This is a genomic window from Micromonospora sp. NPDC049171, from assembly GCF_040648275.1.
GTDB lineage: Bacteria > Actinomycetota > Actinomycetes > Mycobacteriales > Micromonosporaceae > Micromonospora.
In genome coordinates, this window is sequence record NZ_JBEZDJ010000038.1 from 13,018 (window position 1) to 31,831 (window position 18,814).

Genomic DNA, 18,814 nt, shown 5'->3' on the forward strand with positions numbered 1-18,814 from the left:
TCGCGTGACGATTAGTGTTCCCCTCGGACCAACAAGTGTCAATCGACGTACTTCTATCGAGGATTGGCCGTACCGGCCGGATCGACAGCGGTCCGTCTACAGTCGTCGTACCGTCCCTGAAGAGCACGGAGCGTCTGTGGCAAGCCCCTTCGACATCGACGAGATCTATCCCGACGACGGAGACCACCCGCTCCGGCTGCCCCGACGTCAGGTCGGCAACTCGCCGCAGGGCGTCGCGGTGACCCTGCTGGCTGACTACACCCTGCGAACCCGTGCCGCGCTCCCGTCCGCCGCCATCGTCGCGCTGCTGGCGGAGACCGGGGTGACCACGGCGGGCGCGCGTACCGCGATCAGTCGGCTGGCCCGCCGCGGTGTCCTGGAGGGCAGCCGGCTGGGCCGGCGTAGCTCCTACCGGCTCAGCCGCGCGGCCGCCGCCAACCTCTCCGCTGGCGGCCACTGGATCCTCGCCTCGACCAGCTCGACGGTGCCGTGGGACGGGTGCTGGACCGTCGTCGCCTTCTCGCTGCCGCAGCAGCTGAGCACGCAGCGACGGGCCCTGCGTGCGCAGCTGCGGTGGCTCGGCTACGCGCCGTTGTACGACGGGCTGTGGATCTCGCCGGACGACCTGACCCCGGCGGCCCGGGCGCAGCTCGACCAGCTCACCCTCGGCGCCGTCACGGTGTTCCGTGGCCGGCAGACCGCACTGGAGTCGGCCATCCACCGTGCCCCGATCGAGGCCTGGGACATCGAGGCGATCACCCGCAGTTATCGGGCGTTCCTCCAGCGCTGGACACCGGTGTTGCCCCGGGTGGCGGCCGGGGAGATCGACGGTGCGGCCGCGGTGCGGGCCCGCACCGAGGTCATGGACACCTTCCGGCGTTTTCCCGTCCTCGATCCGCAGCTGCCGGTGGAACTCCTGCCGAAGAAGTGGCTCAGGAGGCCGGCGCGGGAGTTGTTCGGGGCCGTCTACGACGGCCTCGCGGCACCCGCCGAGCGGCACGTCCGGGCCGTCGTCACGCGGTTCACCGACGGCGAGCAACCGGGCATCGAGGCCCACACCACCGCCGACATCCTCGCCGGAGTACGTCTCGACGAGGGCCCGGCGGGTCCGGCGCACGGCGGAGCCGTCTGTTGACGCTGGGTCACGCCGCGCTGTTCTGTGAGCGATAACAGTTTCACCGGGAAACGCGCGTCCGCGAGGTGCCGGTGACGCCGATCAGCCCCTGGCCAGGGCTGCGCTCAGGATGGCGATGACGAGGCAGGCGGCGGCGGAACCCGACCCCCACTGCATCGATCCGGGCGTATGTTACGTCTTGACGAACGGCATGTTATCGCTCACCCTCGATATTGAGGACGCCAGCGATGGCTCACCGGGCGGGCCGCTGTCGCACCTCACGATCACGACGTCCCCCAGGGCATGCGGACGTCGATCGAGCACCCTCGGCAGCGGCGTCAGCCCGCCGGACGACAGGTGTCAGCGCGCCCGTCGACGCGGTCGACACCGACAGCACCGCCGCCAACCGCTCTGCGCGCGTCGTGATCATGGCCCGGACCGACTCTGGCAAGAAAGTGGCACGTCACCACCACCGTTGCGACCACCACTGAGAAGGAACCACATGAAACCCAAGAGAACTCTGCTGGCGGCGGCGTCCCTCGCCGTCGCACTGACCGCGGGCATGACGGCGGTGCTCGCCCCCACGGCCAGCGGCGCCGGAACGACCCTGAAGGCGGCGGCGGCCGAGAAGGGCCGCTACTTCGGCGCGGCCGTCGCGGGGCAAAAGCTCTCCGACAACCAGTACGTGACGATCCTGAACCGCGAGTTCAACAGTGTCGTGGCCGAGAACGACATGAAGTGGGACGCGACCGAGCCGCAGCAGGGTCGATTCGTCTACACCGGTGGTGACCGGCTGGTCGCGCACGCGCAGGCCAACGGCCAGAGTGTGCGGGGCCACGCGCTGTTGTGGTATCAGCAGCAGCCGGTTTGGGCGCGGGACATGTCCGGCAGCGCGTTGCGCAGCGCGATGATGAACCACGTCACGCAGGTCGCGACCCACTTCAAGGGCAAGATCTACGCGTGGGACGTGGTGAACGAGGCGTTCGCCGACGGCAATAGCGGTGGGCGGCGTGACTCGAACCTGCAGCGTACCGGCAACGACTGGATCGAGGCGGCGTTCCGGGCGGCGCGGGCGGCGGATCCGGCTGCGAAGTTGTGTTACAACGACTACAACACCGACGGGATCAACGCGAAGTCGACCGGGATCTACAACATGGTGCGGGACTTCAAGTCCCGTGACGTGCCGATCGACTGTGTGGGCTTCCAGTCGCACCTGGGCACGTCGTTGTCCAGTGACTACCAGGCCAATCTGCAGCGTTTCGCCGATCTCGGCGTGGACGTGCAGATCACCGAGCTGGACGTGATGACCGGCGGCAACCAGGCCAACATCTACGCCGGGGTCACCCGGGCCTGCCTGGCCGTTGCGCGCTGCACCGGCATCACCACCTGGGGCGTGCGCGACAGCGACTCCTGGCGCGGCGACGACAACGCCCTGCTCTTCGACCGGTCGGGCAACAAGAAGGCCGCGTACAACTCCGTCCTGGACACCCTCAACGGCGGCTCGACCCCGCCCACCACGCCCCCGCCGGGCACCGGCGTGGACACCAGCGCCTGGTACGTGTTGCTCAACCGCAACAGCGGCAAGGCGCTGGACGTGTACGCCTCGGCCACCAACGACGGCGCCCGGATCAGCCAGTGGTCACGGAACAACGGCACCAACCAGCAGTGGCAGTTCACCGACTCCGGCGGTGGCTTCTACCGGGTGAAGTCCCGGCTCTCCGGCAAGGTCCTCGACGTCAGCGGCCGCTCGACCGCCGACGGCGGTGCGATCGTGCAGTGGTCCGACAACAACGGCACGAACCAGCAGTTCCGGCTCGCCGAGTCGAGCGGCGGCTACGTGCGCCTGATCAACCGCAACAGCAACAAGGCCGTCGAGGTGCAGGGCTCGTCCACCGCGGACGGCGGCAACATCGTGCAGTACGCCGACTGGGGCGGAAACAACCAACAGTGGCAGCTGGTCCGCATCGGATAACAGCCGCCGCGAGGCAGCTCGGTAAGCGTGGTGGCCCGTCCCGTCCAGCGGGGCGGGCCGCCACGGCATCAGCTGACTGTGCAGCTCAGGGCTGGTTTTCGCCGCCGACGACGTCCGCTGGTCTGGGCCCGTGTTGGTGGCCTGGTGCCGGTGCCGGGCAGCCGATTCCGATAGACGTCGGTCGTTTGACGTATGACGTTGTGGGCGCTAATTTTCCCCACGCGGGCGGCGCGGCCGCAAGGTCGACTGCCGGCACGCCGGGCAGGTGCACCGGTGGCCGCATCCCGCCCGCACCCCCCGACGTGCCGACGCCACCACCAGACGCTGGCACGCACCCCCAGGGCCACGCGCGTGCGTTCCGCTCGTGGGTGACCCCGATAAAAGGAGTGGACCATGAATGCCATCGGTGAGGTTCGTCCCGCCTCTCCACCGAGACGTCGCTGGCGGTCCGGCTTGGCCGCGGCGGCGGCAGCGATCATGGCGGCCGGCACGCTCGTCGCGGTCAACGCGGCGCCCGCGGCGGCGGCGACGGTGGACACCAGCGCCTGGTACGTCCTGGTCAACCGCAACAGCGGCAAGGCGTTGGATCTGGTCTCCTCGGCCACCAACGACGGCGCCCGGATCAGCCAGTGGACGCGCAACAACGGCGCGAACCAGCAGTGGCAGTTCGTCGACTCCGGTGACGGCTTCTACCGGGTGAAGTCCCGGCACTCCGGCAAGGTTCTCGACGTCAGCGGCCGCTCGACCGCCGACGGCGGGGCGATCGTGCAGTGGGCCGACAACAACGGCACCAACCAGCAGTTCCGGCTCGCCGACTCGGACGGCGGCTACGTCCGGCTGATCAACCGCAACAGCAGCAAGGCCGTGGAGGTGCAGGGCTCGTCCACCGCCGACGGCGCCAACGTCGTCCAGTACGCCGACTGGAACGGCTCCAACCAGCAGTGGCAGCTCGTGCGCACCGACGGCAGCAACCCGCCGCCGACGGGTGGCAGTGGGTGCGGCAAGGCACCGACGCTGGCCAGCGGCACGCACACGATCCAGAGCAACGGCAAGAGCCGCACCTTCATCCTGCGGGTGCCCACCAACTACAACAACAGCAACCCCTACCGGCTGATCTTCGCGTTCCACTGGCGCGGCGGCACCATGCAGGAGATCTCCTCGGGTGGCACCAGCGGCACTGCGTGGTCCTACTACGGGCAGCAGGAGCAGTCGAACAACAGCGCGATCCTGGTCGCGCCCCAGGGGTTCGGCAACGGCTGGGGCAACTCCGGCGGTGAGGACATCGTCTTCGTCGACGACATGATCAGCCGGATCGAGAGCAGCCTCTGCGTCAACCCGAGGCAGCGGTTCGCCCTCGGCTTCAGCTGGGGTGGCGGCATGAGCTACGCCGTCGCCTGCGCGCGGGCCAACGTTTTCCGCGCCGTCGCGGTCATCTCCGGTGGGCAGATCAGCGGTTGCAGCGGCGGCACGCAGCCCATCGCGTACTTCGGGCTGCACGGCATCTCGGACAACGTCCTGAACATCTCCGGCGGCCGGGCGTTGCGCGACACGTTCGTCCGGAACAACGGCTGCACCGCGCAGAGCCCGCGCGAGCCGGCAGCCGGCAGCCGCACGCACGTCACGACCACGTACTCCGGTTGCCGGGCTGGTTACCCGGTGCAGTGGGCCGCGTACGACAACGGTCACATGCCGGGCCCGGTGGACGGCACCTACGCCGAGAGTGGCATCACGACCTGGACCAAGGGTGAGATCTGGAGGTTCTTCGCGCAGTTCTCGTGAGGCCGGTCGGCCTCAGCTGGCGGCGCCTGCTCCCGTACCTCGGGGGCGGGCGCCGTCTCGTTGCCCGCGACGGTCAGCGTTGCAGCCGGGCCGGCTTGCCCGAACCGCTGCGGCGGACCAGCCAGGCCTCGGTGATGTGGGTGAACATCGCCTCGGCCGCACCGTCGGAGTCGTGCGCGGCGATGCGCTCGTAGATGCGCCGGTGGCCCCGGTTGGACGCCACGCACAGGGACCGTTCGGTCCGGCCCATGTAGCGGGCGGTGTTGATGACCTGGCTTTCCAGCGCCCGCACCACGCCGCGGGCGATGCGGTTTCCGGAGGTCTGCATGATCGCGTCGTGGAAGGCCCGGTCGTGCTCGTGGTAGGTGACGTGGTCGTCGACGAGCTCGTCCATCCGGTCCACCATCGCGCGCAGCCGCTCGATGGTCCCGGCGTCGGCGAGGCGGGCGGCGACGTTCGCCATGTCCGACTCCAGCACGCGCCGGGTGACCACGAGATCGTCGAGGATGTCGAGGCTGTCGTCCTCGGCGATGGTGGCCCCGAGGACGAGTTCGTCGAGCATGTCCCACTGCGCCACCGGGGTGACCATGGTGCCGGCACCCTGGCGAACCTGCACCAGCCCCTTCTCCTGCAGGATCTTGACCGCTTCCCGGACGACGGTCCGGCTCACGGAGAACGTCTCGCAGAGGATCGGCTCGGGAGGTAGGGACGTACCGGACTTATGGACGCCACGGACGATGCGCTCCACCAGCTCGGCGGTGACCGCCCTGGCGAGGTTGGTCGGCCGACGCACCCATGCCGGTGTCACCGGGCTGCTCAGGGCTGTTTCCTGCGATAGCGTCATGTCCCCTCCGAAAGGCTCGCCGTGGCACGACGTCTGGCTCAGTGTACGGCTGAGTATTGACGTCACACGTCATACGAGTTACGTTCCGGGCAACATTGGCACGGCGGCACGCCCGCCGGCCACCCCACTTTCTGAGGTGACAACTGATGAGACAGCGCGCGATATGGTCGGCCGTCCTCGTTGTGGGCCTAGCCCTGGCCGGTTGCGGAAGTGCTAGCGATTCGAGTTCGTCGAGCGGGTCCGACAGCAAGTTGGTGGTGTGGGACTGGAAGTCCGGTGAGGCGTTCGCCAAATCCTATCTGGACAAGGCCAAGGCTGACTTCAAGAAAAAGCACCCAAAGGTTGAGGTCGAGTTCGTCGCACAGCCCTTCGACCAGTACTACACGCTGCTCGGTGCGGCGATCCAGTCCGGCAAGGGCCCGGACGTCATGCTGTTCAACGGTGGTGGCCAGATCCGCGACCGGGTGGACGCGCTGGTGCCGATCACCGACTACGTGGCCGAGGACAAGCAGCGCCTGGCCGGGTGGGACGCCTTCACCAAGGACGGCAAGGTCTACGCCGAGCCGGTGACGCTGCAGGGCTACCCCATCTACTACAACAAGGAGATCTACCGCAAGGCCGGCCTCGACCCGGCGACCCCGGCCGCCACCTGGGACAAGTTCGTCGCCGACTGCGCCGCCATCGCCAAGGCCGGCGCCAAGTGCTTCGCCCTCGGAAACAAGGAGGGCGTCGGCATCCAGTTCTGGCTCTCCAGCATGGGGTCGGTCACCCTGACCGCCGCGGAGTACGACGCCTGGATCACCGGCAAGCGCGACTGGACCTCGCCGAACGTCAAGCGGATCTTCCAGCTCTGGAAGGAGACCGGCGACAAGAAGATGAACAGCGACGGGGCCAACTCGACCGCGATGTTCAACGACTCGTTCGCGTACTTCCAGTCCGGTAAGGCCGCGCACGTCATGGGTCTGATGTCGGACGTGGGGCACTGGAAGGACTTCAACGAGTTCCTCACCCCGGAGAAGCTCGGCGTCATGAAGCCTCCGGTCGTCACCGCCGGCACCACCCCGAGCCTGCCGTACGACGGTGGTATCGGCTACGGCGTCGCCAAGTGGACGAAGGACCCGAAGGTGGCCGCCGACCTGGTGCGCTCCCTGAGCTCGGCGGACGCGTTGAAGGCCTTCTACGCCGATGCCGGCGCGATCGTCGCCGACACCACGGTCGACGTGTCCCAGAGCGGCCCCGCCGTCTCCACGATCGTCAGCGACCTGAAGACCGGCAAGCCGGCTCTGCACGTGGCGCTCTCCTCGAAGACGATTGACCTGATGGGTCGGCTGTCCCAGCAGCTGCTCAGCGGGTCGATCACCGTCGACGAGGTGGTGAAGCAGTTGGCCGCTTCCGACCAGGCGGGCTGACCTCCGTGTCGATTGGAAACACAGAACCGTCGGTCCGTCTGGCTCAGGCCGGACGGGCCGGCGGGGCGGCGCCCAACTCCGCCGGGCATCGGCATGGGGCACAGCCTCGTCGCTCCCGTGGCGGGCTGCGGGCCGAGCGCCTCGCCCCCTACATCCTGGTCGCTCCGGCCGTCCTGATCATCGTGGTGCTGCGGCTCTATCCGCTGCTCCTCGGCGTCAACTTCTCCTTCACCGGCGACGGTGCGCAGAACGGGACGGCTGTCGGATTCGGCAACTACCGCGAGCTGTTCCACGATCCACTGTTCCGGACGGCGCTGAGCAACGTCGGGCTGCTGGTGCTGTTGCTCCCGGTGGCGGTGGCCATCCCCGGCCTGCTCGCGACGTTCATCTACCTGCGGGTGCCTGGCCACCGCTTCTACCGCAGCGTCTACTTCTTTCCCGCGGTGCTCTCGCCGGTCATCGTCGGCGCGATCTTCAACCTGCTGCTCGCCTTCGACGGCCCCCTCAACGCCATCCTCGGGTCGGTCGGCATCAGCCCGGTGGACTGGCTCGGTGACCCGGACCTGGCGATGTTCATGGTGGTGGGCGTGCACATCTGGGCCACCTTCGGGATGGCGCTCGTGGTGTTCCTCGCCGGCTTCGCCACCCTGGACCCCGCGCTCCTGGACGCCGCCCGGGTGGACGGCGCCTCGCTCCGCCAGGTGGTCTGGCACGTGATCATCCCAAGCCTCTCGCGCACCATCCAGTTCGTCTTCGTGACGACGATGATCGGGATGCTGACCTCGATGTTCGGGCTGCTCTTCGTGATGACCAGCGGCGGGCCGGAGGGTTCGACCTACCTGCCGGAGTACTACATCTGGATCCAGCAGGGCCAGATGAACCGACCCGCGCTCGCATCGGCCGCCTCGACGATCCTCTTCATCATCATGCTCGTGGTGGGGCTGTTGCAGATCAAGCTGCTCGAACGATCCGGAAAGGAGGATTGATGTCTCGGGTCCGTCTGGGATGGTGGTTTATCGCCCTCCCCATGTCACTGCTCGCGCTGGCGACGATCTACCCACTGCTCTTCACCGCCAACGTCGCGATGAAGACCCGCCGTGACTACATCCTCGACCGGTTCTCCCTCACCGACGCCCTGCGCTGGGAGAACATCAGCACGGCGTGGAACAGCGTCGGCATGGGCCGATACTTCGTCAACTCGCTGCTCGTGGTGTCGGTGTCGGTGATCGTGCTGCTGCTGCTCGGGTCGATGGCCGGCTTCGCGCTGAGTCAACTGCGGTTCCGTGGCTCGTCGGCGTTGTTCCTGGGTTGCCTCGCGGGGCTCTTCATCCCGTTCCAGGTGATCATGGTGCCGTTGTCGCGGATCATGGCCGACACGGCGCTCATCGACACGTACCCCGGTCTGATCCTCGTCTACGTGGCGCAGTTCCTGCCCTTCACCGTCTTCCTGATGACGAGCTACTACCGGGGCATCCCGTCGGAGATCGTCGACGCCGCCCGGATCGACGGCAACACCGTGTACGGCGTGTACCGCCGGATCATGTTGCCGCTGGGCACCCCGGCACTGCTGTCGGTCGGCATCCTCAACGCCCTGTTCTGCTGGAACGACGTCCTCATGGCGCTGGTGATGATGCCCTCGGCGGATCACCGCACGCTGATGATCGGTGTCACCTCGTTGCGGGGTCAGTACTCCGACAACATCCCCACCTTCGCCTCCGGGGTGCTGATCGCCGCCATTCCCGTCCTGTTGGTTTACCTGTTCCTCCAGCGCCAAATTGCCGACGGTGTAGCCGCCGGTTCCACGAAGGGTTGACATGCGGATCACGGGATATCGGACGCTCTCCACGGTCCAGGAATGGGGGCGGCCCGTCGGCGACGCCAACGGGGTGTTCGCCGACGGGGTGGTTCCGGTCTCGATCGTCATCGTCGACACCGACGAGGGCATCTCGGGAGTCGGCCTCGGGCCGCACGTCGAGATCGAGCGGATCTTTGCAGCCATCGAGGGCGAAGACCCCCGTGCCGTGACAACGCTGTACGACCGCATGCTGCGGCACACCTTCAAGGCCGGTCACGCGGGCCCGGTGTTCGGCACCATCGGCGCACTGGACACCGCACTCTGGGACATCAAGGCGCAGGCGGCCGGCGAGCCGCTGTGGCGGCTGCTGGGCGGACGGGACCGGCGGGTCAACGCCTACGCCTCCGGCCTGGACATCGGGCTCACCGACGACGAACTCGTCGCGGAGTACGAGGTCTACGCCAGCCACGGCCTGCGCGCCGCCAAGCTCAAGGGCGGTCTCGACATCGATCGCGACCGGCACCGCCTGACCCTGGTCAGGGACGTCCTGACCGAGGCCGGGCACGGTCGGCGACCGGGTCTGATGCTCGACGTCAACGAGGCCTGGACCCGCAAGCAGGCCGTGCGGCACGTCGGCGACCTCGAACGCACCCTCGACCTCATCTGGATCGAGGAGCCCGTCCGACGCTGGGACGCCGAGGGCCTCGCCGTCGTCAGCCGGGGCGTCAGCGCGTCGGTCGCCACCGGCGAGAACCTCACCGGGCTCGAACAGTACCGTCCGCTGCTCGCCGCCGGCGCGGTCGACGTCGTCCAGATGGCCGCCGTCTGGGGGGTCACCCACTTCCTGCGGGCGTCCGCCCTGGCGCACGCGTACGACCTGCCGGTCAGCCCGATCGGCAACAGCCCGATCGGCCTGTTGCACGCCGCGACCTCGGTGCCGAACCACCTGACCAGCGAGCTGCAGGACCTGCATCCACCGGTCGGCGTCTCCGTCGACCTGCACGTCGAGGACGGCGCGTTCATCCTCGGCGACGCACCCGGGCTGGGTGTCCGGGTCGACGAGGAGCAGATCCGAGCGGCCAACCACCGCCCGCAGGTGCAGACCGCCGAGAGCCCCAACGTTCGGCCGGAGCGGGCCGGCCGACGGCTGCTGGGCGGAATCGACGGGGTGGTCCCCGCCCGCCAGGTGCCGGTCGTGCCACTGAACTCCCGTACTGAGGTGTCGCCCACCGCACGGCACTGAGCTGACCGCCAGAAACAGAGAGAGAACGTGGGTGCACCGCCACCGCGGTGCACCCACGACCATGTCCGGTCGCCACGCCCGACGTGCCGACCGGCGAGATGGAGGATCGATGAAGGCAGTCGTCTACCGGGGGGCGCGAGACCTCGGAATCGAGGATCGCGACCCGGTGCCGCCGGGTCCGGGCCAGGTGCGGATCGAGGTGGCGTACACCGGGATCTGCGGCACCGACCTGCACATCTACCACGGAGACATGGACGCGCGGGTCGGTGACTCCGCGATCATCGGGCACGAGATGTCCGGCCGGATCGCAGCCGTCGGGCCGGACACCACCGGCTGGAGCGTCGGCCAGCCCGTCACCGTGCTGCCGACCCGGCCCTGCGGAAAGTGCCCTGCCTGCCAGCGTGGGCACTCCCACGTCTGCCACGCCATGAACTTCCTCGGCATCGACTCGCCGGGTGCCATGCAGTCCTACTGGACCGTACCGGCGGACCTGGTCCTGCCGCTCCCCGAGGACCTGCCGCTCGACCACGCGGCGCTCGTCGAGCCGGTCGCGGTCGCCGTGCACGACGTCCGCCGGGCGAACGTGACCGCCGACGACCAGGTGGTCGTGGTCGGCGGTGGCCCGGTGGGGACGCTGATCGCCGTCGTCGCGCGGGGCTGCGGCGCGCGGGTGCTCCTCGTCGAACCGGACCCGTTCCGACGCGAGGTGGCGGAGGGGATCGGGATCGAGGCCGTCGACCCGGGCGCGACAGACGTCGTGGCACTCGTCAACGAACGCACCAACGGCGCGGGCGCCGACATCGCCTTCGAGGTGTCCGGCTCCGCCGGCGGCGTCACCACGGCGGTCGACGTTCTCACCACCCGAGGCCGACTGGTGATGGTGGCGATCCACCCCCGGCCCCGGGAGGTCAACCTGCACCGGTTCTTCTGGCGTGAGCTGGAACTCCTCGGCGCCCGGTTGTACCAGCGTGACGACATGGTGGAGGCGATCCGGTTGGTCGCCTCGGGCGCCATTCCGGCGCAACAGCTCATCTCCCGGGTGGAGCCGGTCGAGGCGGCCTCGGCCGCCTTCACCGCACTCGAGGGTGGCGGCGTGATGAAGGTGCTGCTCGATCTGCGGGAGGGTAACAAGTGACGGCCCTGTTCGACCTGTCCGGACGCGTCGCCGTGGTGACCGGCGCCCGGCGTGGTATCGGCCTCGCCATGGCCGAGGCCCTGGCGCTGGCCGGCGCCGACATCGTGGGCGTCTCCGCCCATCTCGAATCGGATGGCAGCGAGGTGGAACGCCGGGTACGGGCCGCCGGCCGGCAGTTCACCGGGCTGCGTGCCGATCTCGGCGACCGGGCGGCCGTCCACCAACTGGCCCGGGATCTCACCGCTCTCGGGCCGATCGACATCCTGGTGAACAACGGCGGCACGATCGCCCGCACACCGGCCGCCGAGCACCCGGACGAGATGTGGGACCACGTGATCGAGGTGAATCTGAGCAGTCAGTTCATCCTGAGCCGGGAGATCGGCCGGACGATGGTCGAGCGTGGCCGAGGGAAGATCATTTTCACTGCCTCGCTGTTGAGCTTCCAGGGCGGCATCACCGTCCCCGGCTACGCCGCGTCGAAGTCGGGCGTCGCCGGGCTCACCAAGGCTCTGGCGAACGAGTGGGCGGCCCGCGGGGTGAACGTCAACGCCATCGCCCCCGGCTACATCGCCACCGACAACACCCAGGCGCTGCGCGACGACCCCGATCGCAACGAGGCGATCCTCGCCCGAATTCCGGCTGGCCGCTGGGGTCGTGCCGACGACCTCGGCGGCGCCACGGTGTTCCTGGCGTCGTCGGCATCGGACTACGTCAACGGGGTCGTGCTGCCCGTCGACGGCGGCTGGATGGGCCGATGACGGGGCGGCCGGTGCCCCCGGTGGGCGTCGTCGGCGGCCGTCCGGGCAGGCTCGTCCGCCGCGTACCCGGGCTGGAGGCGTCATGACGGCCCGAGCGCTCCCGCGTCGCCCGGACGTGCGTCTCACCGAGCTGGGCTTCGGCGCGGCCCAGGGCGGCAACCTGTACCGGGGGACGTCGGACGAGGAGTTCGCCTCGGCTGTCGACGCGGCGTGGGAGGCGGGCGTCCGGTACTACGACACCGCGCCGCACTACGGCCTCGGGCTGTCCGAGCGACGCCTCGGCGCCGCGCTGCGTCAACGGCCACGCGACGAGTACGTGGTGTCGACGAAGGTCGGGCGGATCCTGGTGCCGTCACCCGAGAACGCACACCTGCGCGACTCCGACGGGTTCGACGTCCCCGCCAGCCATCGGCGGGTGTGGGACTTCAGCCGCGACGGCGTCCTCCGCTCGATCGAGGCCAGCCTCGACCGCAGCGGACTGGACCGGATCGACATCGTCTACCTGCACGACCCGGACGACCACTGGGAGCAGGCCGCACACGAGGCCGTGCCCGCCCTGGTCGACCTGCGCGACCAGGGCGTCGTGGGTGCCATCGGTGCCGGCATGAACCAGTCGGCGATGCTGACGCGGTTCGTGCGGGAGACCGACGTCGACGTCATGATGTGCGCCGGGCGGTACACCCTGCTGGAGCAGGGCGCGGCCGACGACCTGCTGCCCGCCGCCGACAACCGCGGGGTGGGCATCGTCATCGCGGGCGTCTACAACTCGGGGCTGCTGTCGCGGGACCAGCCGCCGGCCGATGCCGTCTACAACTACCAGCAGGCCCCGCCGGAGCTGATCGAGCGGGCGCGGCGGATCGCGGCGGTCTGCGAGACGTACGGGGTGACCCTGCCGCAGGCGGCACTCGCCTTCGTCCGTCGGCATCCCGCCGTGGTGTCGACGGTGGTCGGCGTCCGCACCGAGGCACAGATGGTCGAGACGGTACGACGGTCCGAGGCCGTCGTACCGGAGGATCTGTGGGACGCCCTGGCCGCGGCCGGGCTGCTCGCCGCGCTGCCCGGCCCGGACTCCCGGTCCAGCTGAGCTGACAACGACGTCCCGGCCGGGACCGGCTCCGACTCTCGGACACCGGTCCCGACCGGGACGTCATTTGTTACCGCTTCAGCCGCAGGTCAGACCGCGGTGAACCGCCACTGCTGGTTGGCCGCGCTGTGGCAGGTCCACTGCAACAGTCGGGCGCCGTCGGTGGTGGCCGCGCCGTTGACGTCGACGCAGAGGCCGCTCAGCACACTCTTCACCGTGTACACGCCGGAGGTGCCCGTCGCGGTGGCGGTGAACTTCTGCTGGTTGCCGTTGTTGCAGGTGGCCTGCTGGAGGAAGGCACCCGCCGCGGTCGAACTGCCGACCACCTCGACGCACTTGCCGCTGTGCACCGCCTTGAGGTAGAGCGCGCCGTTACCGGCGTCGACGGCCTGCCACCTCTGGTTGTTGGCACCGGTGGACGACCACTGGGTGATCTGGGCGCCGTCGGCGGTGGAGACACCGCTGACGTCCATCAGCTTGTTGCTGTGCTGCGCCGTGACCGTGTAGGTCTTGCCCGCCAGGCCACCGCCGGTGCCGGTGCCGGGTGTCCCGACGCCGTTCCCGCCGAAGGTGTGCGAGTCCAGATCGAACGAGTTGCTGCTGTTCTTGAACACCATGTAGAGCGTCTGTGTCCCGCTGGAGGCGGCGACGCTCACCGGAGTCGTGGACTGGTAGTTGTCCCAGCCGCCCGTATTGGGCACCGTGGTGGTGGCCAACAGGGTGCCGGTCGGCGAGCCGGCGCGCAGCTCGATCGAACCGCCGCCGGAGGGCGACGACACCCGGTAACTGACCGTCGAGATGCCCGACAGGTTCATCGGGCTGAACGCGATCCAGTCGTTGGTGGAGATGTCACCGACGCGCTTGGTGCTCTCCGCCGCGGCCTGGTCGACGACCCGGATCCCCGACTGGCTGCTGAAGTACTCGGACTGCTTGTGCTTCGGTTGCAGGATCGCCTGTGCGGTGCCGGTGAGCGGGGACCCGCCCCCCGAGCCGCCGTTGTCGGTGTACCGCGCGTTCAGCACGTAGAACAGGTTGGCGCCATCGGGGTGCCCACCGAGCAGGTCGGTGGAGATGGTGCCCGAGCAGCCCGGGTACTCGGTGGTCTCGTGGGCGTGGTCGTCGTGACCCAGCGCCGGGTTGAGGAACACCTTCGAGCAGTCGACGGTGCCGCCGTCCGGATCGGTGACCGTGATCTGGTACGACACCTTGTCACCGAAGGTCAGCATGCCGCCGTTGCCCGGTGTGGTGATGGTGACCACCGGGGCACTGTTGCCGACGGTGATCGGGACGTTGGCGAAGCCGGTCTTACCGGTGCTGTCGGTGACCTTCAACTGGGCCGTGTAGTTGCCGTTGGCGGTGTACGTCTTCGACGGGTTGGCCGCCGTGGAGGTGGTGCCGTCGCCGAACGTCCACAGGTAGCTCAGCGTGTTGCCGTCCGGGTCGGTCGTGCCCGCGCTGCTGAACTGGACGGTCAGCGGCGAGGAGCCGCTGGTGGGGGTGCCGGTGGCCTTGACGATCGGGGACCGGCCGCCCTGGATGTAGTCGATCCGGTAGAGCCCGGAGTCGCTGTTGCCGCCGCCGAAGTTGGTGCCCCACTCCAGCAGGTAGAGCGAGCCGTCCTTGCCGAACTCCATGTCCATCGGCTTGTTGAAGTTACCGCCGGGCAGGAACGGGTTGGTGCGGGTCACCGCCGAGGAGGAGTCGAAGTGCACCTCCTTGACGTAGTTGCGGGCCCACTCGTAGAAGAAGTGCACGCCGTCGTAGTAGGGCGGGAACTTCGTCTGGGACGGGTTCGCCGCGTCGTAGCGGTAGACCGGGCCGCCCATCGGGGCCGAGCCGCCCGAGCCGAGCTCCGGGAAGGTCGTCGAGGCGGGGTAGCCATACCAGATGTTGGGCATGACGACCGGCTTCAGGTTGACCAGACCGGTGTTGTTCGGCGAGTTGTTGACAGGCGCCGAGCAGTTGAACTTCGCGCCGACCACGCCGGTGTCCGGGTTGTACGGAGCGTAGGGCTGGTTGTTGCCGTGGCAGAACGGCCAGCCGTAGTTGCCGGGCGTCTTGATCACGTTCAGCTCGACCAGGCCCTCCGGGCCGCGGTTGGTGGTCGGCGGGTTGCGGTCCGGGCCGTAGTCCGCCAGGTAGACCCAGCCGTTCGCGGGGTCGATCGAGAAGCGGAACGGGTTGCGGAAGCCCATCGCGTAGATTTCCGGCTTGGTCTGCGCGGTGCCCTGGGGGTAGAGGTTGCCGGTCGGGACGGTGTAGCCGCCGCTGGCTCCGGGGCGGATGCGCAGCAGCTTGCCGCGCAGGTCGTTGGTGTTGCCCGCGCTGCGGGCGGCGTCCAGGTTGGACTTGCCCGAGCGCCAGTCCAGCGGGGCGTAGCCCTGCCAGTTGGGGTCGAGGTTCGGGGGCGTGTCGTCACCGGTGCCGATGAAGAGGTTGCCGTCCGGACCGAACTCGATGTAACCGCCGGTGTGGCCGGGCTCCGGGAACGTCCGGTCCCGGTACGCCGGGATGTCGATGATCGTCACGCCGCTGGACATGTTCAGCGTGTCACCGCTGAGCGTGTAGCGGGAGACGCGGTTGACGTCGGTCGAGCTGCTCGCCGGCGAGTGGTACAGGTACACGTACCCGTTGGTGGCGAAGTTGGGGTCCAGCGCCATGCCGGTGAGGCCGTCCTCGCCGCCGGTGTAGACGCTCAGCGTCCCGGCGGTCACGGTGCTGTTGGTGGACGGCTTGAAGATCTTCAGCTGCCCGCCGCGCTGGGCGTAGAACACCCGTCCGTCGGGGGCCACCGCCATCGCCATCGGGTCGACGGTGTTGTCGTCCAGGGTGCGCTTCTCGAAGTTGCCCCACACGGTGCCGCCGCAGTCGCCGGGAGCGTTGCCGGCGGCCCACTTGATGCCACCGAGGACGTGGTCGCGGAAGTACGTCTCGCTGTAGGAGGCGATCGCGTGACCCATCGCGGTGGCCCACACCCGTCCGCCGGCGGTGTTGCGACACCAGGAGATCGGGTGGTCCGGGCCCATCGCCCGGGAGCCCGGGTTGTAGGTGCGCTCGTCGGCGGTCACCAGCACGTGGACCTTGCCACGCGGGTTGGAGTCGAAGTTGTACCACTCCTCGCTGCGGTTCCACCGATCCGGCAGGCCGGCCGTCGACGGGTGCTGCTTGTCGGCGACGATGGCGGTGCCGGGCAGCACGCCGGGGGAGTGCTCCGGCATGTGGGCGCCGCCGTTGATGGTGTTGTCCCACCACGGGTATTCGGTGTCGATGCCCATGTCGGTGGCGTTGTGGATGGCCACGATGCCCTTGCCGCTGGCGAGGTAGCCCTCCACCGCCTGGCGTTGGGCGGCCGAGGTCCAGACCATGCCGGAGGTCTGGAGCATCACGATGACGTCGAAGGTCGCCAGGTTACTGGCGGTGAAGACGCTCGAGTCCTCGGTCGCCACCACTTCGAAGTTGTTCGCGGCCGCCTGCTGCTGGATCATGGAGATCCCGGCGGGGATCGAGTCGTGCCGGTAACCGGTGGTCTTGCTGAACACCAGGGCGCGGAAGGCCGGGGCGGCCGACGCCGGTGGGGCGAGTCCGAGAGCCAGTAACAGGCCGGCGATCACCGCGATGATCATTGTATTGCGACGCATGCCGTCTCCTAGGTTGGGCGGGCAACTTCCGGTTGCGCCCACGCACCCACCAGGCGTCAGGTTGTGCCTGGACGCGTGGGTGGCACGAGTGCGCTGGTCTTTCCTCGTGCCGTTCGCCGAAACGGCAGTCAGACCCGCAGGACATCACGCAGCGTGATGGTGGCTGTGGTGCTCGTCCCGTGGTCCACGAGGTCAGGATGAGCTAGTGATAGATCCGTGTCAATGAATGGGGCGGCGTCCGGCGTCTTGCCCTGGTGACGACGGCCATGTTCGAATTCCTCGCGCACGGCGACGCTGCCGATGGCGTGGCGGCCCTGGCAATCGGCCCCGGACGAGGATTGCGGACCCGCATCCAAACATCTATCTTCATACGTGTGATGTTTCGTCGATGTCAAGGGAATGTTCGCAACATAAAAACGTAAGTCCCCGCGGCCGGCGGCGAAAGTCCGTTTTCCGTGCCACCAACGGGTCGGGTCCGACCTGCTGACCTTGTCGATGACTACTATCTGTGAGGGCTTTCGGGATGTCAGACCCACCACCGGCGCCGTTGCTCACCCTCCGGGGCATCGGTAAGTCCTTCCTCGGGGTGCGCGTCCTCGACGGTGTCGACCTCGATGTCGCGCCGGGCGAGGTGCACGCCGTCGTCGGGGAGAACGGCGCCGGGAAGTCCACTCTCATGAAGATCGTCTCGGGCGGGTACGCCCCGGACGAGGGCACCGTCGAGTTCGCCGGTGAGCCGCGCACGTTCCGTGGACCGCGCGACGCCCAGCGGGTTGGCGTCGGCATCATCCACCAGGAGTTCAACCTGCTGCCGGAGCGCACCGTCGCGGAAAACGTCTACCTGGGGCACGAGCCGGTCCGGCGTGGTCTGGTCGACCGGCGGGCGATGCTCGACAACACCACGCGGTTGCTCGCCTCGATCGGGGAGACCACGTTGCCGGCCGACGCCCGGGTGGGGCAGCTCGGCGTCGCGCAGCAGCAGGTCGTCGAGATCGCCAAGGCGCTCGCCCTGGACGCCCGGCTGCTCATCATGGACGAGCCGACCGCGGCGCTGGCCGACCACGAGGTCGAGCTGCTCTACGGGTTGGTGCGCCGACTCCAGGAACGCGGCATCGGCCTGCTGTACGTCTCGCACCGGCTCGCCGAGGTGTTCGACCTGTCGAGTCGGATCACCGTGCTCAAGGACGGCCGCCGGGTCACCACTGTGGACACCGCGAGCACCACCGGCGACGAGTTGGTGCGGCACATGGTCGGCCGGGAGCTGTCCAGCTACTACCCGGACCGGGCCGCCCCCGAGGACCGGGGTCCGGTGCGGCTCAACCTTCGCGACGTGGGAAACGGGAAGCTGAGTGACATCAACCTCCAGTTGCGCGCCGGCGAGGTGCTCGGCATCGGCGGCCTCCAGGGCTCCGGGCGGTCCGCGCTGGCCCGTGCGATCTTCGGGGTGTCGCCGTTCACGACCGGTGACGTCACGCTCGACGACCGGCCGGTCCGACTGCGCTCACCCCGCACCGCGATGCGGGCCGGCATCGCCTACGTCACCGAGGACCGCAAGGGCGAGGGGATCGTCCCCCGACAGTCGGTGCTCGACAACGCGCTGCTCGCCAGCCGGGCCGTCTTCGCGGCCCGGTCCGGCCGTGCGGCCCGGACCGTTCGGGTGCGCGAGCTGCTCAACGCCGTGGAGGTCCGTGGTGCGGGCGACGACCAGGAGATCCGCTTCCTGTCCGGCGGCAACCAGCAGAAGGTCGTGCTGGCCCGCTGGCTCGCGCTCAACCCGCGGATCCTGCTCTTCGACGAGCCGACCCGCGGTATCGACGTGGGTGCGAAGTCGGCCATCCACGACCTCGTCCGCCGCCTCGCCCGCGACGGCGCGGCCGTGCTGATGATCTCGTCTGATCTCCCGGAGCTGCTGGGCATGAGTGACCGCATCATCGTCATGCGGGACGGCCGTGTCGCGGGCGAGCTGCCCGCCGGCGCGAGCGAGGAAGAGGTCGTCACCCTGGCGGTCGGCGCCGTGCCGGAGGCCGTCCGATGAGCGCGAGG

13 protein-coding genes are annotated in these 18,814 nt (G+C 68.8%); 11 read left to right on the plus strand and 2 right to left on the minus strand.

What is annotated here, in order from left to right; translation table 11 throughout:
• Positions 1-136: 136 nt before the first annotated feature.
• The 3 genes from AB0B14_RS33415 (at position 137) to AB0B14_RS33425 (ending at position 4,865) form a co-directional block, all read left to right on the plus strand.
• The gene (locus AB0B14_RS33415; protein WP_357526021.1) at positions 137-1,135 is read left to right on the plus strand and encodes a PaaX family transcriptional regulator C-terminal domain-containing protein; all 999 of its coding nucleotides are present in this window, start codon (positions 137-139) and stop codon (positions 1,133-1,135) included.
• Positions 1,136-1,616: 481 nt separating this feature from the next.
• Entirely contained in the window at positions 1,617-3,086 is a 1,470-nt protein-coding gene (locus AB0B14_RS33420; RefSeq protein WP_357526023.1) for an endo-1,4-beta-xylanase, read from the plus strand.
• A 393-nt stretch (positions 3,087-3,479) separates the two neighbouring features.
• Positions 3,480-4,865 carry an RICIN domain-containing protein gene (locus tag AB0B14_RS33425; RefSeq protein WP_357065199.1) on the plus strand — a complete coding sequence of 462 codons (1,386 nt, stop codon included), beginning with the start codon at positions 3,480-3,482 and terminating at the stop codon, positions 4,863-4,865.
• A gap of 73 nt (positions 4,866-4,938) precedes the next feature.
• Here AB0B14_RS33425 and AB0B14_RS33430 read toward each other — a convergent pair whose 3' ends face one another.
• Positions 4,939-5,709, minus strand: coding sequence for a FadR/GntR family transcriptional regulator (locus AB0B14_RS33430; protein ID WP_357526025.1), 771 nt, complete (start codon positions 5,707-5,709; stop codon positions 4,939-4,941).
• 257 nt (positions 5,710-5,966) lie between these two features.
• On the opposite strand from AB0B14_RS33430, the gene AB0B14_RS33435 reads away from it, so the two are divergent.
• The 7 genes from AB0B14_RS33435 to AB0B14_RS33465 all read left to right on the plus strand — a co-directional run bounded on the left by AB0B14_RS33435 (position 5,967) and on the right by AB0B14_RS33465 (position 13,133).
• On the plus strand, positions 5,967-7,118 hold the full coding sequence (locus AB0B14_RS33435; RefSeq protein ID WP_357065202.1) for an extracellular solute-binding protein: 1,152 nt from the start codon (positions 5,967-5,969) through the stop codon (positions 7,116-7,118).
• Between the two features lie 5 nt (positions 7,119-7,123).
• Positions 7,124-8,104 carry a sugar ABC transporter permease gene (locus tag AB0B14_RS33440; RefSeq protein ID WP_357526027.1) on the plus strand — a complete coding sequence of 327 codons (981 nt, stop codon included), beginning with the start codon at positions 7,124-7,126 and terminating at the stop codon, positions 8,102-8,104.
• Positions 8,104-8,931: a carbohydrate ABC transporter permease gene (locus AB0B14_RS33445; RefSeq protein ID WP_357526029.1), complete on the plus strand. Its 828-nt coding sequence runs from the start codon at positions 8,104-8,106 to the stop codon at positions 8,929-8,931. Before AB0B14_RS33440 ends, AB0B14_RS33445 begins: the two co-directional genes overlap by 1 nt.
• A gap of 1 nt (position 8,932) precedes the next feature.
• Entirely contained in the window at positions 8,933-10,156 is a 1,224-nt protein-coding gene (locus AB0B14_RS33450) for a mandelate racemase/muconate lactonizing enzyme family protein (protein WP_357065208.1), read from the plus strand.
• 109 nt (positions 10,157-10,265) lie between these two features.
• Positions 10,266-11,291 carry an alcohol dehydrogenase catalytic domain-containing protein gene (locus tag AB0B14_RS33455; protein ID WP_357065210.1) on the plus strand — a complete coding sequence of 342 codons (1,026 nt, stop codon included), beginning with the start codon at positions 10,266-10,268 and terminating at the stop codon, positions 11,289-11,291.
• Positions 11,288-12,049 carry a 2-dehydro-3-deoxy-D-gluconate 5-dehydrogenase KduD gene (kduD, locus tag AB0B14_RS33460; RefSeq protein WP_357065212.1) on the plus strand — a complete coding sequence of 254 codons (762 nt, stop codon included), beginning with the start codon at positions 11,288-11,290 and terminating at the stop codon, positions 12,047-12,049. The genes AB0B14_RS33455 and kduD overlap by 4 nt, the downstream gene beginning before the upstream one ends.
• An 82-nt stretch (positions 12,050-12,131) precedes the next feature.
• Complete coding sequence (locus tag AB0B14_RS33465; protein WP_357065214.1) at positions 12,132-13,133, plus strand: aldo/keto reductase; 1,002 nt, start codon at positions 12,132-12,134, stop codon at positions 13,131-13,133.
• Positions 13,134-13,222: 89 nt separating this feature from the next.
• Here the strand turns inward: AB0B14_RS33465 and AB0B14_RS33470 are convergent, their stop codons facing one another.
• The gene (locus AB0B14_RS33470; protein WP_357065216.1) at positions 13,223-16,771 is read right to left on the minus strand and encodes a ThuA domain-containing protein; all 3,549 of its coding nucleotides are present in this window, start codon (positions 16,769-16,771) and stop codon (positions 13,223-13,225) included.
• Between the two features lie 523 nt (positions 16,772-17,294).
• Between AB0B14_RS33470 and AB0B14_RS33475 the strand changes: the two genes are divergently transcribed.
• A complete protein-coding gene (locus tag AB0B14_RS33475; protein WP_357526031.1) occupies positions 17,295-18,806 on the plus strand; it encodes a sugar ABC transporter ATP-binding protein in 1,512 nt (503 codons plus the stop codon).
• Positions 18,807-18,814: the final 8 nt, after the last annotated feature.